14 protein-coding genes are annotated in these 14,891 nt (G+C 73.2%); 13 read left to right on the forward strand and 1 reads right to left on the reverse strand.

The features are described 5' to 3' along the window. Positions 1–7: 7 nt before the first annotated feature. From QOZ86_RS18260 to QOZ86_RS18295, 8 genes are all read left to right on the forward strand, one after another. The gene (locus QOZ86_RS18260; RefSeq protein WP_284493400.1) at positions 8–1,396 is read left to right on the forward strand and encodes a replication-associated recombination protein A; all 1,389 of its coding nucleotides are present in this window, start codon (positions 8–10) and stop codon (positions 1,394–1,396) included. A 130-nt stretch (positions 1,397–1,526) separates the two neighbouring features. After that, a complete protein-coding gene (locus tag QOZ86_RS18265) occupies positions 1,527–1,952 on the forward strand; it encodes a DUF948 domain-containing protein (RefSeq protein WP_014376127.1) in 426 nt (141 codons plus the stop codon). Further along, the gene (locus QOZ86_RS18270) at positions 1,952–2,233 is read left to right on the forward strand and encodes a hypothetical protein (protein WP_284493401.1); all 282 of its coding nucleotides are present in this window, start codon (positions 1,952–1,954) and stop codon (positions 2,231–2,233) included. The genes QOZ86_RS18265 and QOZ86_RS18270 overlap by 1 nt, the downstream gene beginning before the upstream one ends. Before the next feature lie 51 nt (positions 2,234–2,284). After that, positions 2,285–4,969: an alanine--tRNA ligase gene (gene alaS, locus QOZ86_RS18275; protein ID WP_284493402.1), complete on the forward strand. Its 2,685-nt coding sequence runs from the start codon at positions 2,285–2,287 to the stop codon at positions 4,967–4,969. Positions 4,970–4,975: 6 nt separating this feature from the next. Further along, the gene (ruvX, locus tag QOZ86_RS18280) at positions 4,976–5,650 is read left to right on the forward strand and encodes a Holliday junction resolvase RuvX (RefSeq protein WP_284493403.1); all 675 of its coding nucleotides are present in this window, start codon (positions 4,976–4,978) and stop codon (positions 5,648–5,650) included. 158 nt (positions 5,651–5,808) lie between these two features. After that, on the forward strand, positions 5,809–7,386 hold the full coding sequence (gene mltG, locus QOZ86_RS18285; protein ID WP_284493404.1) for an endolytic transglycosylase MltG: 1,578 nt from the start codon (positions 5,809–5,811) through the stop codon (positions 7,384–7,386). Then, a complete protein-coding gene (locus QOZ86_RS18290) occupies positions 7,379–8,185 on the forward strand; it encodes a shikimate dehydrogenase (protein WP_284493405.1) in 807 nt (268 codons plus the stop codon). The genes mltG and QOZ86_RS18290 overlap by 8 nt, the downstream gene beginning before the upstream one ends. 8 nt (positions 8,186–8,193) lie before the next feature. Beyond that, positions 8,194–8,856, forward strand: coding sequence for a prepilin peptidase (locus tag QOZ86_RS18295; protein ID WP_284493406.1), 663 nt, complete (start codon positions 8,194–8,196; stop codon positions 8,854–8,856). Between the two features lie 39 nt (positions 8,857–8,895). Here QOZ86_RS18295 and QOZ86_RS18300 read toward each other — a convergent pair whose 3' ends face one another. Next, positions 8,896–9,285 (reverse strand): universal stress protein, encoded by a 390-nt coding sequence (locus QOZ86_RS18300; protein WP_284493407.1) that lies wholly within the window; start codon positions 9,283–9,285, stop codon positions 8,896–8,898. A 199-nt stretch (positions 9,286–9,484) separates the two neighbouring features. On the opposite strand from QOZ86_RS18300, the gene QOZ86_RS18305 reads away from it, so the two are divergent. The 5 genes from QOZ86_RS18305 (at position 9,485) to QOZ86_RS18325 (ending at position 14,884) form a co-directional block, all read left to right on the forward strand. Continuing rightward, complete coding sequence (locus QOZ86_RS18305; RefSeq protein ID WP_431521232.1) at positions 9,485–10,675, forward strand: L-talarate/galactarate dehydratase; 1,191 nt, start codon at positions 9,485–9,487, stop codon at positions 10,673–10,675. Positions 10,676–10,789: 114 nt separating this feature from the next. Beyond that, positions 10,790–11,632: an ATP-grasp domain-containing protein gene (locus QOZ86_RS18310; protein ID WP_284493409.1), complete on the forward strand. Its 843-nt coding sequence runs from the start codon at positions 10,790–10,792 to the stop codon at positions 11,630–11,632. Positions 11,633–12,076: 444 nt separating this feature from the next. Beyond that, complete coding sequence (locus QOZ86_RS18315) at positions 12,077–13,096, forward strand: hydroxyacid dehydrogenase (RefSeq protein ID WP_284493410.1); 1,020 nt, start codon at positions 12,077–12,079, stop codon at positions 13,094–13,096. Between the two features lie 175 nt (positions 13,097–13,271). Beyond that, positions 13,272–14,270 (forward strand): tripartite tricarboxylate transporter substrate binding protein, encoded by a 999-nt coding sequence (locus QOZ86_RS18320; RefSeq protein WP_284493411.1) that lies wholly within the window; start codon positions 13,272–13,274, stop codon positions 14,268–14,270. Between the two features lie 5 nt (positions 14,271–14,275). Then, complete coding sequence (locus QOZ86_RS18325; RefSeq protein WP_284493412.1) at positions 14,276–14,884, forward strand: tripartite tricarboxylate transporter TctB family protein; 609 nt, start codon at positions 14,276–14,278, stop codon at positions 14,882–14,884. Positions 14,885–14,891 lie beyond the last annotated feature (7 nt).

Here is a 14,891-nt window from a genome sequence, read left to right on the forward strand (position 1 = left end):
CCCACCCGTGAGTTCGCTGTTCGACCCCGCGCCGGGCGAGGAGGGTGCACCGGTCGCCGAGCCGGGTGCCCCGCTCGCGGTGCGGATGCGCCCGCGCTCGCTGGACGAGGTCGTCGGGCAGCAGCACCTCCTGGGCGACCGGGCGCCGCTGCGCCGGCTGGTCGAGTCCGACGAGCCGATGTCGCTGGTGCTCTACGGCCCGCCCGGCACCGGGAAGACCACGCTGGCGCACGTCATCTCGCTGGCCACCAAGCGGCAGTTCGTGCAGCTCTCCGCGCTCGACGCCGGGGTGAAGGAGGTGCGGGCGGTCATCTCCAGCGCCAAGCGCGAGCTCACCTACGCCGGCCGCCGCACCGTGCTGTTCATCGACGAGGTGCACCGCTTCTCCAAGACCCAGCAGGACTCGCTGCTCAGCGCGGTCGAGGACCGGATCGTCAGCCTCATCGCCGCCACGACCGAGAACCCCTTCTTCTCCGTGGTCGGTCCGCTGCTGTCCCGCAGCCTCGTGCTGGCCCTGCAGCCGCTCACCGACGACGACGTCCGTTCCGTGCTGCACCGGGCGCTGGCCAGCGAGCGCGGGCTGGGCGGCACGCTCACGCTCAGCGCCGAGGCCGAGGACCACCTGGTGCGGGTGGCCGGTGGCGACGCACGCAAGGCGCTGACTGCGCTGGAGTCCGGCGCGGGGGCGGCCCGGGCCGTGGGGGCGGCCGAGATCGACCTCGCCACGCTGGAGACGGCGGTGGCGCAGGCGGCGGTGCGCTACGACCGCCAGGGTGACATGCACTACGACGTCGCGAGCGCCCTGATCAAGAGCATCCGCGGCAGTGACGTCGACGCGGCGCTGCACTACCTGGCCCGCATGGTCACCGCGGGGGAGGACCCGCGGTTCATCGCCCGGCGGCTGGTCATCTCCGCCAGCGAGGACATCGGCATGGCCGATCCGACGGCGCTGCTCACCGCGGTCGCCGCCGCCGACGCCGTCGCCTTCATCGGCATGCCGGAGGGGCACTTCGCGCTGGCCCAGGCGGTCGTCCACCTCGCCACGGCCCCGAAGTCGAACGCGGTCACCACGGCCATCGGCGAGTCGATGGCGGACGTCCGGGCCGGCCTGGGCGGGCCGATCCCGCCCGGTCTGCGCGACGCCCACTACGCCGGGGCGAAGAAGCTCGGCCACGGGAAGACCTACGTCTATCCGCACGCGCACCCCGACGGCGTCGTCCCGCAGCAGTACCCGCCGGACGCGCTGGTCGGCAAGGACTACTACCGGCCGACGGCCCGGGGCACGGAGGGCCCGATCGCCGCGCGGCTGGGCCGGCTGCGGGAGATCGTCAGGCGACAGCTCCGGGAGCATCGCAGCGAGGAACGAGCGAGGAGCGGACCGGGGCGCGGAGCCTGACCGAGGACATCGTCCGCCGGTCTCGGTGACTCCCTGCCGGGCGACGGACGACGGCCGGGGCCCGCGACTACTGTGACCACTCCGGGCTGCCGCCCGGTCATCGCACCTCATCGACGAACAGGAGACCCGCGTGTCCGCAGGAGAGTGGGCCGGACTGATCGCCGCCCTGGCCTTCGTGCTGCTGGTGGTGCTCGTGGCCATTCCGCTGCTCAAGCTGGGGCGCACGCTGGACGAGACGACGCTGACCATCCGCCAGGTGCGGGAGCAGAGCGCTCCGATCCTCGGCCAGGCCAGCACCACGGTCGCCCACGTGAACAGCAACCTGGAGCGGGTCGACGACATCACCGGCAACGCCGCGAACGTCTCGAGCAACGTCGCCGCCCTCACCAGCGTCGTCGCCGCCACCCTGGGCAGCCCGCTGATCAAGGTGGCCGCCTTCAGCTACGGCGTGCGCAGCGCCGCGAAGAAGAAGCGGGAGGGGCAGGCACTGGCCGACGCCGCCCGCCGCGACAAGGAGGCGCGTCGCTCGCGCCGGGCCGCCCGGCGGGCCGCCTGATGCGCCGGCTGTTCTGGCTGGCGATGGGCGTGACGATCGGCGCGCTGGTCGTCCGCAAGCTCTCCGCGGCCGCCGAGAAGGTGACCCCGGCCGGCATCGGGGCTTCGATCGCCGAGGGGCTGCGCGACCTGGCCGATGCCATCGGCGACTTCGGCGCCGACGTCCGCGACGCGATGAGCGAGCGCGAGCTGGAGCTGCGCTCGGGCACCGGGCTGGACGCGCCGCTGCCCGCGCCGGGCGACGCCTCGCTGCGGCGGGGCGCGCACGCCGCCGACTCCTGACCCCCCGGCCGGGCACCGCAGGCCGCCCGGCCCCGCAGAACTGAGTAGACGATGCAGACCGCCGAGATCCGCCGCCGCTTCCTGGAGCACTTCGCCCAGCGAGGGCACACCGTCGTCCCCAGTGCCTCGCTGGTCTCGCCGGACCCGTCGCTGCTGTTCACCGTCGCCGGCATGGTGCCGTTCATCCCGTACCTGACCGGCCGGGAGCCCGCGCCGTTCGCACGGGCCACGAGCGTGCAGAAGTGCGTCCGCACCCTCGACATCGAGGAGGTGGGCAAGACCACCCGGCACGGCACGTTCTTCCAGATGAACGGCAACTTCTCCTTCGGCGACTACTTCAAGGAAGGCGCCGTCCAGCACGCCTGGCAGCTGATCACCGGGCGGCTGGAGGACGGCGGGCTGGGCTTCGACCCCGACCGCATCTGGGTCACCGTCTACCTCGACGACGACGAGGCCGCCGACGCCTGGCGCCGCATCGCCGGCCTGCCCGAGGAGCGGATCCAGCGGCTGGGCAAGAAGGACAACTACTGGCACACCGGTGCTCCCGGCCCCGGCGGGCCGTGCTCGGAGATCTACTTCGACCGCGGCCCGGAGTTCGGTCCGGACGGCGGCCCGCTGGTCGACACCGCCGGCGACCGGTTCCTGGAGATCTGGAACCTCGTCTTCATGCAGTACGAGCTGACCGACGTCCGGAGCAAGGAGGAGTTCACGGTCGTCGGCGAGCTGCCGAAGAAGAACATCGACACCGGCATGGGCCTGGAGCGGGTGGCCTTCCTGCTGCAGGGCGTCGACAACATGTACGAGATCGACGAGGTCGCCCCGGTGCTGCGCCGGGCCGCCGACCTCGCCGGTGTCACCTACGGCAAGGACACCGACTCCGACGTGCGGCTGCGCGTGGTCGCCGACCACGTGCGCAGCGGTCTGATGCTGATCGGCGACGGTGTCACGCCGGGCAACGAGGGCCGCGGGTACATCCTGCGCCGGCTGCTGCGCCGCGCCGTCCGTTCGATGAAGCTGCTCGGCGTCGACGAAGCGACGCTGCCCGAGCTGCTGCCGGTCTCCCGCGACGCGATGAGCGCCAGCTACCCCGAGCTGGCCACCGATTTCGCCCGCATCTCCGCCGTCGCCTACGCCGAGGAGGAGGCCTTCCGCCGCACCCTCGCCTCGGGGACGGCGCTGTTCGACACCGCCGTGTCGCAGGCGAAGCAGGCCGGCACACCGAAGCTGTCGGGGGAGCAGGCCTTCTCGCTGCACGACACCTACGGCTTCCCGATCGACGTCACCCTCGAGATGGCCGCCGAGCAGGGCGTGACCGTCGACGAGGCGGGTTTCCGCGCGCTCATGACGGAGCAGCGCGACCGCGCCCGCGCCGACGCGCGCGCCAAGCGCACCGGGTCGGTCGACGTCCTGGCCTACCGCCGGCTGCTGGCCGAGCACGGCCCGACCGACTGGCGCGCCTACGAGACCGTGCGCACCGACTCCCGCGTCCTCGGCGTCGTCGCCGAGGGCGACGACGAGGAGGCCCGCCCGGCCGGCCCGGGAGAGATCACCCGGGTGGTCCTCGACCGCACCCCGTTCTACGCGGAGTCCGGTGGCCAGGTCGCCGACGCCGGCATCCTGACCTGGGACGGCGGCCGGGCCGAGGTCATCGACGTCCAGCGGCCGGTGAAGGGGCTGGTGGCCCACCAGGTCCGGATCCTGGAGGGCGAGCTGTACCGCGGCACGGAGCTCACCGCCGAGGTCGACCGCGAGTGGCGGCTGTCGGCCTGCCAGGCGCACTCGGGCACGCACGTGGTGCACGCCGCGCTGCGCCAGGTGCTCGGCCCGCAGGCGCTGCAGTCGGGCTCGTACAACCGCCCCGGTTACCTGCGGCTGGACTTCGCCTGGCAGGGGGCGCTCACCCAGCAGCAGCGGAGCGACATCGAGGACGTCGCCAACGCCGCCGTCCGCGCCGACCACCCGGTCACCGCGTCGTGGATGACGCTGCCCGAGGCCCAGGCGTTCGGCGCGCTGGCGCTGTTCGGCGAGACCTACGGCGAGCAGGTGCGCGTCGTGGAGATCGGCGGCCCGTGGTCGCGCGAGCTCTGCGGTGGCACCCACGTCCGCGGCAGCGCGCAGATCGGCACCCTCGCCCTGACCGGCGAGTCGTCGGTCGGCTCGGGCGCCCGGCGCGTCGAGGCGGTCGTCGGGCTCGAGGGCTTCCGCTACCTGGCCCGCGAGCGGGACCTGGTCCGCCAGCTCGCCGAGATCCTCAAGTCGCCGCAGGACGGGCTGGTCGACCGGGTGAGCGGCATGGTGGCCCGCCTGCGCGACCTCGACCGGGAGCTGGCCGACCTGCGCGCCCAGCAGAGCGTCGCCGCGGCGGGGGAGCTCGCCGCCTCGGCCGGCGACGTCGGTGGCGTCGCCGTCGTCACCGGGTCACCGGCCGGGCTGAGCGGCGGCGATCTCCGCACCCTCGCCCTCGACGTCCGGGGCCGCCTGGCCGCCGACCGGCCGGCCGTCGTGCTGCTGGCCTCGGAGTCCGGTGGCAAGGTGGCACTCGTTGCCGCCCTCAACCCGGTCGCGGTCGCGCAGGGGTTGTCGGCCAACGACGTCCTGAAGGCGGCCTCGGCTCCCGTCGGCGGTCGCGGGGGCGGCAAGTCCGACGTCGCACAGGGGGGCGGCACCGATCCCGCGGGTATCCCCGCTGCGTTGCAGGCAGGCATCCAGGCGGTTGCGACCGCCACTGGGAGGTAGACCATCGTGTCCGGATCCGAGCACAGCCCCGAGGACACCGGCCCCGTGGGCCGGCGGCGTCGTGAGCTGCCGGCCGTGCCACCGGCGCGTCCCCGGCCGTCCACCGGTGAGCAGCCGTCCTACCACCCGACCACCGAGATCGATCTCACCCAGGGCTTCCCGCCGGTCAAGCACGAGACCACGGAGATCGACCTGAGCGGTGGCTGGCCGCAGCACCTCAAGGTGCCGCCGCGCCGGCCCGGCGCGACCCCGCGGCGAGGCCGGGTGCTCGGCATCGACGTGGGCACCGTGCGGGTCGGCGTCGCGCTGTCCGACGTGACCGGCACCCTCGCCAGCCCGCTGGAGACGCTCCGCCGGGCGAAGAACAGGTCGGACCTCGACCAGCTCGTCGCGCTCGTCGCGGAACACGAGGTGACCGAGGTGGTGGTGGGGGAGCCGGTGCACCTGTCCGGTTTGCCGGGCACTTCTGCCCAGGATGCTGCCGATTACGCACAGGAACTGGCCGACCGCATCCCGGATGTGCCGGTGAACCTGATCGACGAGAGGCTCTCCACCGTGACCGCAGCCAGCCAGCTCCGCGAGGGCGGCATCGACAGCCGGCGTCAGCGCGGAGTGATCGACCAGGCGGCGGCCGTGGTCATCCTCCAGCAGTATCTCGACAGCAGCCGGACGGGCTCGTGACTGCGCCCGGCGGGCCGCCGCGGCGAGGCAGGTACTCCTTCGACGGGGCCCTCGGTGGGGGCCCCTCGTCGTTCGGGACGGGCCCCGGCCCCTCCGCCGGCCACGGCTTCCCGCCGAGCCTCGGTCGTGGGGCCGCACACGAGGACGCCACCGGTCCGATGGTGGAGCCGGACTGGTGGTCGTTCGGATCGACCGACGACCCGGGTCACCCGCTCAGCTCGCGGCACGGCGGCGGCGACGAGCACGGCTTCGGCCCCCATCCGTCGGCGCCGCTCCCGCCGCTGCCCACGGGCGCCTGGGACCGGCTGCGTCCGCGGCCGGAACCGGGGGACGACGACGCGACCGTGGCTGCCCCGCGGCTCGCCGGACACCCCGACGAAGAGCTCCCCGAGGACGACGCCCCCACGACCGCTGAGCCCCTCTGGGACGAGCAGACCGGCGGCCTGGACGTCATCGGCGCCAACGTCGCCGATGACCGACCGCGCCGCCGCGGATTCCGTCGCGGTCGCCCCGCGGCCGTGCCGCCGGCACCGGTGGCGGACGGGGGAGAGGTTCCGGGACGCCGGGGCGACGACCTCCCGACCGGACACGACGACGATCTCCTGGACACCTCCACCGCGGACGGGTACGACGCGGCCGCCGACGACGAGATCCCGGTGGAGCCCTACGACCCGCGCAGCGACCGGCGCCGCCGCCGGCGGCCGTTCGCGGTGATCCTGGCGCTGCTCGTGCTCGCGGGCATCGTCACGGGGATCGTCGTGGGCGGCCAGCAGCTGCTGGGCCTGCTCGACCCGGCCTCCCGCGACTACACCGGCGCGGGCACCGGCAGCATCGACGTGCGCGTCCAGGAGGGCGACACGCTCAGCGACATCGCCCGCACCCTCGCCGAGGCCGACGTCATCGCCTCCACCGCACCGTTCGTGAGCGCGGCGGAGGCCGATCCCGACGCCACCGGCATCCAGCCCGGCGTCTACACCCTGCGGCTGCAGATGAGCGGCGAGGCGGCGCTGGAGATGCTGCTCGACCCGGCCTCGCGCCAGGTGTCGCGAGTCACGGTGCCCGAGGGCTTCACGGTGGAGCAGATCCTCGCCCGGCTCGCGGAGGAGACCGGCACGCCGCTCGAGGAGCTGGAGGCGGCGGCCGATCCGGCCGTGCTGAGGCTTCCTGCCTACGCTGGTGGCCAGCTCGAGGGCTTCCTGTTCCCGGCCACCTACGACTTCGAACCCGGCACCACGCCGCAGCAGATGCTGCAGCGGATGGTCGACACGTTCACCGAGGTGGCCGCCCGGATCCGGCTGGAGGAGCGCGCCGCGGCGCTGGGCCTGAGCCCCTACGAGGTGGTCACGGTCGCGTCGATGGTGCAGTCGGAGACGCGGCTCGACGAGGAGCGGGCGGACGTCGCCCAGGTGATCTACAACCGGCTCGAGCAGGGGATCCCACTCGGCATCGACGCGACGCTCGCCTACGGCCTGGACAAGAGCGGCAACGAGCTCACCGTGTCGGATCTGCAGACCGATGGGCCGTACAACACCCGCACCCGTCAGGGTCTCCCACCGACGCCGATCAGCTCGCCCGGGGAGGCCAGCCTGGAGGCCGCCCTGACCCCGAGCACCGGTGACCTCCTGTACTACGTGCTGGAGTCCGAGGACGGCGCGCACTTCTTCACCAGCAACTACGCCGAGTTCCAGGAAGCGCGCCAGCGGTGCGCCGCGGCCGGTCTCGGATGCGGTGGCTGACCGGCACCAGCGGGCGGCGGTCGTCGGCCGGCCGGTGACGCACTCGCTCTCCCCGCTGCTGCACCGCGCTGCCTACGCGGCACTGGGGCTCACCGACTGGACCTACGACGCGCTCGACGTCGGGGCCGAGGACGTGGTGCCACTCCTCGCCGGACTGGGCGAGGAGTGGCGCGGTTTCTCGGTGACCATGCCGTGCAAGCGGGCGGCCGTCGAGGTCGCCGACGTCGTGGAACCGCTGCCGCGGCTGCTGCAGGCCGCCAACACCCTGGTCCGCACCGACGCCGGCTGGCGGGCCGAGAACACCGACGTCACCGGCGTCGGGATGGCGTTGCAGGTTGCCGGCGTGGAGCAGGTGCAGCACGCAGCGGTCCTCGGGGCCGGGGGGACGGCGGCGGCGGCTGCCGTGGCGCTCGCGTCGCTGGGCGCCCAGCAGATCGACCTGGTCGTCCGGGAGCCGGCGCGGGCCGGTGACGTCCGGCGGGTGCTGGACACCCTCGGGGTGCGGACCCGTGTCCTGCCGCTCGCGGGTGCCCACGTCGAGGCCCCGGTCGTGGTCAGCACCGTACCGGTCGGCGGTCAGCCGGCCGTGGCGGCGCTGGACTGGCACGGCGGGCAGACGGTGCTCGACGTGCTCTACGCGCCGTGGCCCACACCGCTGGCCGACCGCGTCACCGCGGCGGGCGGCACGGTCATCGGCGGCCTGGAGGTGCTGTTCTGGCAGGCCACCGTCCAGGTGGAGCTCATGACGGGGCAGCCCGCGCCCCTCGGTGCGATGCGCGCCGCCCTCGACGCCCGCTGAACGCCGCCGTGGACATCGCCCGGCCGGTCCTGGTCGGCGCCGCGCTGATCGGTTCGCTGGCGCTCGGTCCCTGGCTCGCGCGGACCGCCGCGCGGCTCGCCGCCCGTGACGACCGGGCGACCGCGCCTCCCGCCGCCCTCGCGCTGGCGACGGCGCTGCTCGCTGCCGGCCTGGCCGGCGCCGTGCTGCTCGGCGGGCTCCGGCCGGCCACGTTCGCACTCGCCTGGGGCGCCGGCGCCGCGGTCGTCCTCGCGCTGGTCGACCTGGCGGTCCACCGGCTGCCGGACCGGGTGGTCCTGCCGGCGCTGGCTGTCTGCACCGCGGCGCTGCTTGTCGATGCCGTCGTGCTGGGCACCTGGACGGCACTGGCGCGGGCGGTCGCGGCCGGTGCGGCGGTGGTCGTCGTCTCGGGCGGGGCCCGGCTGCTCGCGCCGGCGGCCCTGGGCTTCGGCGACGTCAAGCTGCTGGGGCTGATCGGCCTGGTGCTGGGCTGGTTCGGCTGGGGCGTCCTGCTGGCCGGGATCTTCCTCGGGCTGCTGACCGGTGCGCTGGCCTCGGTCGCCCTCGTGGCCAGTGGCCGGGCCGGCTGGCGCAGCGCCGTGCCCTTCGGCCCGCCGCTGCTCGTCGGGGCCGCCCTGGTCCTCGCGCTGGCAGGGTGGGCGACCTTCTGAGGGCACCGGTCGGCGCGCGTCCGGCCGGGTCGACCGAACTCAGGCCTTGACGGCCAATACCGGGCGGTCGGCCTCCAGCAGGATCCGCTGGGCTGTGCTCCCCATGATGAGCTTGCCGACCGGAGACCGGTGGCGCAGCCCGATGACGACGACCGATGCATCGGTCTCCTGGGCGACGCGCACGATGCGGTCGGCGAGCTCCCCGGTGTAGGGCTCCTGGCGGATGTGGGCGCGTACGCCCGACCGGGACGCCCGCGCCAGCAACTCCTCGACCGCCCCCTCGCCGGCCAGCGCGGCGCTGACCGCGGCCCCCTCGCGTGGGGAGTTGAGCACCAGCAGGTCCTCGTTGCGGCGCTGTGCTTCCGAGAGCGCTGCCGCGAAGGCGGCCTCTCCCTGCGGGTTGGGGATGTAGCCGACCAGGACGGTCATCAGAGTTCCTCGAGATCGGGGTGCGGAGGGCGGTCCGCCGGGGGATGAGCCTCGGTAGGATACGAGATACCAACAAGCGTAGGGTGCGACGCAGCTCCGTGGTGCCTCGTCCGGGCCGGACCCGACAGGGGCGGCCCGGTCCACCGGAGCTCACCGAGGCGCTCGGCCCAAGGTGAGCTGCTAGTCACGAAGGAGGCGCATGGCCGCCGACACGCCCGCCATCGTGAGTGGTGCGGTCCCACGTCCTGACTCCGTCCCCGCGGTTCTCGATCGCATCGAGTCGGTGACGCTCTCGTCCATCACCCTCCCGCTGGCCGCCGCCGTCAGCGACGCCAAGGTGTTGACGGGCCGCCAGCGGCCCATGACCGAAGTGGCGTTCCTGTTCGCCGAGGTGCGTACCGAAAGCGGCCACGAGGGGCTGGGGTTCAGCTACTCGAAGCGAGCTGGTGGGCCGGCACAGTTCGCCCATGCCCGAGAGATCGTCCCGGACCTGATCGGCGAGGACCCGAACGACATCGGACGGCTCTGGACGAAGCTGGTGTGGGCGGGCGCTTCCGTCGGTCGCAGCGGGGCGTCGACGCAGGCGATCGCCGCGCTCGACGTCGCCCTGTGGGACCTCAAGGCCAAGCGGGCCGGCTTGCCGCTGGCCAAGCTCCTGGGGGCCCACCGCGACTCGGTCCGCTGCTACAACACCTCCGGTGGCTTCCTGCACGAATCGATCGAGCAGGTCGTGGACAACGCCAGCGCCTCGATGGACGCCGGCATCGGCGGTATCAAGATCAAGGTCGGTCAGCCCGACTCGGCGGAGGACCTGCGACGGGTCCGCTCGGTGCGCGAGCACATCGGCGACGACTTCCCACTCATGGTGGACGCCAACCAGCAGTGGGACCGGCCCACCGCACGACGGGTCTGCCGGGCGCTCGACGAGTTCGGCCTGACCTGGATCGAGGAGCCGCTCGACGCCTACGACGCGGAGGGTCATGCCCAGCTCACCCACTCCCTGGACACGGCGATCGCCACGGGGGAGATGCTCACCAGCGTCGCCGACCACCACGAACTGCTCCGCTTGGGCGCCGTGGACATCATCCAGCCCGACGCCCCGCGTATCGGCGGCATCACGCAGTTCCTGCGCCTGGCGACCCTCGCCGAGCACCGGAACGTGTTGCTGGCCCCGCACTTCGCCATGGAGATCCACCTGCACCTGGCGGCGGCCTACCCCCACGAATCCTGGGTCGAGCACTTCGACTGGCTCTACCCGTTGTTCAACGAGCGCCTCAGGATCAGCGGCGGGCGGATGCACCTGTCCGGGCGTCCGGGTCTCGGGATCACGTTGAGCGAGCAGGCCCGGGCCTGGACCGTGGACCGGTTCCACATCGTTGCGCCGTGCTGACCACCGGCCGCGACGACGACCGCACCGCAGGAGGATTCCGGCCCATGCCCGACGTCATCGACAGCGTGCCGCAGAAGGCCGGTGCCTGAGGTGGGGGCGGGTACCCGGGTCGCCTTGGTCACGTCCGAACGCGGACAGCCGCTGGACCCGGACCTCCCGCTCGCCGTCCCGGCTCTGGTGGCGGCCGGACTGGAGCCGCACGTCGTTCGCTGGGACGAGCCCGGCGTCGACTGGAATTCCTTCGCGCTGACCGTGGTCCGGTCCTGCTGGGACTACACCTGGCGCCTGCCTGAGTTCCTCGCCTGGGCGGAGCGGGTGCCGAGGCTCCGGAACCCGGTGGATGTCATGCGCTGGAACGCGGACAAGGCCTACCTCGGGGACCTCGAGCGGGCCGGGCTGCCCGTGGTGCCGACCGCCTGGGCGCCCCGGGCCGTCGACGACCTGCCCGAGGCGGCGGAGTGGGTGGTCAAGCCGTCGGTCTCCGCCGGTTCTCGCGACACCGCCCGTTGGACCGACGCCCACGCGGCGCTGGCGCACGCCGCGGACCTGGCCGCCGCCGGTCGGGTCGCCATGGTCCAGCCGTACCAGGCCAGCGTCGACCGGCTGGGCGAGACGGCGATGCTGTTCCTCGGTGGCCGGTTCTCCCACGCGGTGCGGAAGGGACCGTTGCTGCGCCGCGGCGAGGGCGTGCGCCAGGACAGGGACAGCCGGGGTGACCTCCTTCCCGTCGAGGCGAGCGCCGCTCAGCGCCGTGCCGCCGAGTCGGTGCTGGATGCCGTGACGGCACTGCTGCCCGGGGCGGCGCCGCTCCTGTTCGCACGGGTCGACCTGGTGGAGGACGCCGAGGGGCGGCCGATCGTCCTGGAGCTCGAGCTGACCGAACCGAGCCTCTTCCTTCCGCAGGCGCCGCACGCTGCCGCCCGGCTCGCCGCTGCGGTGGCGGACATCGTGGCCTGAGCTCCGGCCGGACGGCGCGACGCCCGCCGCGGCGTGTCCCCCGCAGTACGGCACCACGTGGGCGGTCCCGTGGGACATCACCACTGGAGTCGAGGTCCCCGGCGCGAGCCCCGTCACCGGTGCTCGGCCGTGCCTGGCGGCCCTCACTCGTCCCGCGGGGCGCACAGGTCAGAAGCCTGGTTCGAGCGTCCGCTCGATGCGGAAGTCCCACATTCCTGCCCCGTGTTGCCGCACGGACCCCCCCCGCGACGAGGACGCCGGCGCCCATACGCGGCGCATGAGACGCAGGACACATATGACCCTTGTCCCAGCGCGACCCACGGTATACCGTGCACCACATGCCTTCCCGGAAGAGATCGCGGTCGATCTGCCGCCTCCGGTCGCGGACGTCGTCGTCAGCGCGGGTCGCCTGCCGGCCGGCTCGCCGGTCCGGGCGGTCGTAGCATGTCGACTCCGCGGCCCGTCGTCTACGTGACCCAGCCTGTGCACCCGAGGGCCCTCGACCTGCTCGCCGGCAGCGCCGACGTGGTCCTCGGCTACGGCGACGACGCGACACCCCTCGACGACGTCCTGCCGGTGGTCGAAGGGATCCTCGTGCGCACCAGGATCCTCAGCGGTGACGAGTTCCGGCGTGCCCCCAATCTGCGCGTGGTGGCGCGCCACGGGGTCGGCGTGGACAACATCGCCGTCGCCGACGCGACGGATCTGGGCATCCTCGTCGCCAACACCCCCGACGCGAACATGAAATCTGTGGCCGAACACGTGTTCGCGCTCCTCCTCGCGGTGAAGCGCAGGCTGGTCACCGCCGACGCCGTCGTCCGCGGCGGCCGCTTCGAGATCCGCGACACCCTGGTCGGGAGCGAGCTCGGTGGTCACCGGCTCGGAGTGATCGGCATGGGGCGGATCGGCACGCGCGTCGCCCGCATCGCCGGCCAGGGCTTCGGCATGGACGTGGTCGGCTTCGACCCGTACCTCAGCGCGCCGGAGATCCGGCAACGCGGCGCCGAGCCGGTGGAGCAGCTCGGCGACCTCTTCCGGACCTCCGATGTGGTGACCGTCCACGTCCCGCTGACCGCCGAGACCCGCGGGATGATCGGAGCGGCCGAGCTGGCGGAGCTGCCTCCGCACGCCGTCCTCATCCACACCGCGCGGGGCGGAGTGGTCGACGAGGAGGCGCTCATCGACTGCCTCCGGCGGAACGGCATCGCCGGCGCCGGGGTGGACGTCTTCGAGGCCGAGCCGCCGCCTTCGGACTGCGGCTACTTCGGCCTGCCGAACGTCGTCATGACGCCGCACACGGCCGCGCACACCGAAGGGGCCCTGGAGCGGATGTCCGTCGGTGCCGCCGAGGCGATCGTCGCGGTGCTCGGCGGTGGTCGTCCGGCGGCCGTGGTGAACCCGGCGGTGTTCGGGTCGGCCCGGACGCGGGCCGTTGCCACCCCGTCCGGCGGGCTGGGTCGGTGACGCCGGCGACGGCGCCCGGCGTGTCCCCGCCCGAGGACCGCAGCCACCCCCGGAGGGGGAAGTGAGGAAGACCGAGTTGAGGAACGTCCCGCCCACATCGCTCGACGGAGGAAGCATGAACACGCACGGACACGGGCGCGCTACGAGCCCGAGCAGGCACCGGCGCAGGTCTCTGGTGATCGCCGCGACAGCGAGCCTGACGCTCGCCGCCTGCGCCCAAGGCGGGAACGCCGATCCCGAAGAGGGCGGCGACGCCCCGGCCGCCGCCGAAGAGTTCCCGACCCAACCAATCGAACTGGTCGTCCCCTACGCCGCCGGCGGGAGCAGTGATCTCCTGACCCGCGCGGTGGCGCAGTGCCTCTCGGAGCTGGTCGACGAAGAGGTCCTGGTCGAGAACCGGCCGGGGGCGAACGGCGTGGTCGGTACGCAGTACGTGGTCAACGGTGAGCCCGACGGGCACCGTCTGGCGTTGTCGGCCAAGTCGATGTTCGCGGTCACTCCGATCTTCTTCCCGGAGGAGAGCCCGCTCACCCTCGACGACATGACGGTCGTGACCGGCGCGGTCCGGGAGCCGGCGGTGCTCATGGCCAACGCCGACGGCCCGTACCAGACGGTGGAGGACCTCATGGCGGCGACGGCGAGCGGTCAGCCGGTCACCTTCGGCACCTCCGGGCTCGGCAGCACCACCTCGTTCGCGCTGACGCTGTTCTTCGAGGAGGCGGGCATCCCCGCGACCGAGGTGCCGTTCGAGGGCGGTGGACCGGCCCGGACGGCGCTGCTCGGCCAGCAGGTCGACTTCGCGGGAGCCCACCCGTCGGAGGTGGCGGAGCAGATCGAGGCGGGCACCCTCGTGCCGCTGGCGATCTTCGCCGAGGAGCGCAGCCCCCTGCTGCCCGAGGTGCCGACCGCGGCGGAAGCGGGAGTAGACGTCGTCATCGACCGGACCGCCTTCTACGTGGGCCCCCCCGGGATCCCGGAGGAGACGACGGCGCGGCTCGAGCAGTTGCTCGGTGACGCCATCAAGAGCGAACAGTGCTCGTCCTTCATGGAGGACAACCTCATGGAGCAGTGGGTCGTGGGCGGCGCGGAGGTCAAGGAGGAGATCGAGGCCGACCGGGCTCGCTTCGAGGAGCAGATCGCGGAGCTCGGGATCGACGTGGGCGGCGGCGCTTGAGTTCGGTGCCTGAGCCCGCCGCGGCGCGGGGTGGGGCCTCTTCGGGCTCCACCCCGCGCTCCGGCGCGGAGCACACAACCGCGGAGCACACCACCGCGGAGCACACCGCCGCGGACTACGAGGACGAGGACCTCGGCGGACCGCTGTCCCCGTTCCCCGACGAGGAGCCGGACCTCCCGCGCTGGGTCGGGATCGTGGCCGGCGGGGTTCCCCTGGCCCTCGGTATCGCCGGTGTCTTCAGCGCCTTCGACCTCGGCATCGGCTCCATCTCCAACCCGGGACCCGGGCTGTGGCCGCTCGTGCTCAGCGCTGCCATGGCCGTCGCCTCGCTGGCCCTGCTGGCTCTCGGGCACGGACTGCACGGCGCCGAGCGCTTCGGCCGGGGCTGGCGCATCACGGCCGTGGCCACGCTGAGCCTCGTCGTCTTCACCTACCTCTTCGAGCCGCTCGGGTTCGAGATCACGACCCTTCTTCTGCTGGCGTTCTGGCTGAAGGTCATCGGAAAGGAGACGTGGCGGATGACGCTGACGATCGCGGTGGGCACCACCGTCGTCGTCTATCTCGTCTTCATCATCGGCCTGAGCGTCAACCTCCCGCGCCTGCTCTTCTTCTGAGGGAACG

Source organism: Blastococcus capsensis, from assembly GCF_030165005.1.
Taxonomy (GTDB): domain Bacteria; phylum Actinomycetota; class Actinomycetes; order Mycobacteriales; family Geodermatophilaceae; genus Blastococcus; species Blastococcus capsensis.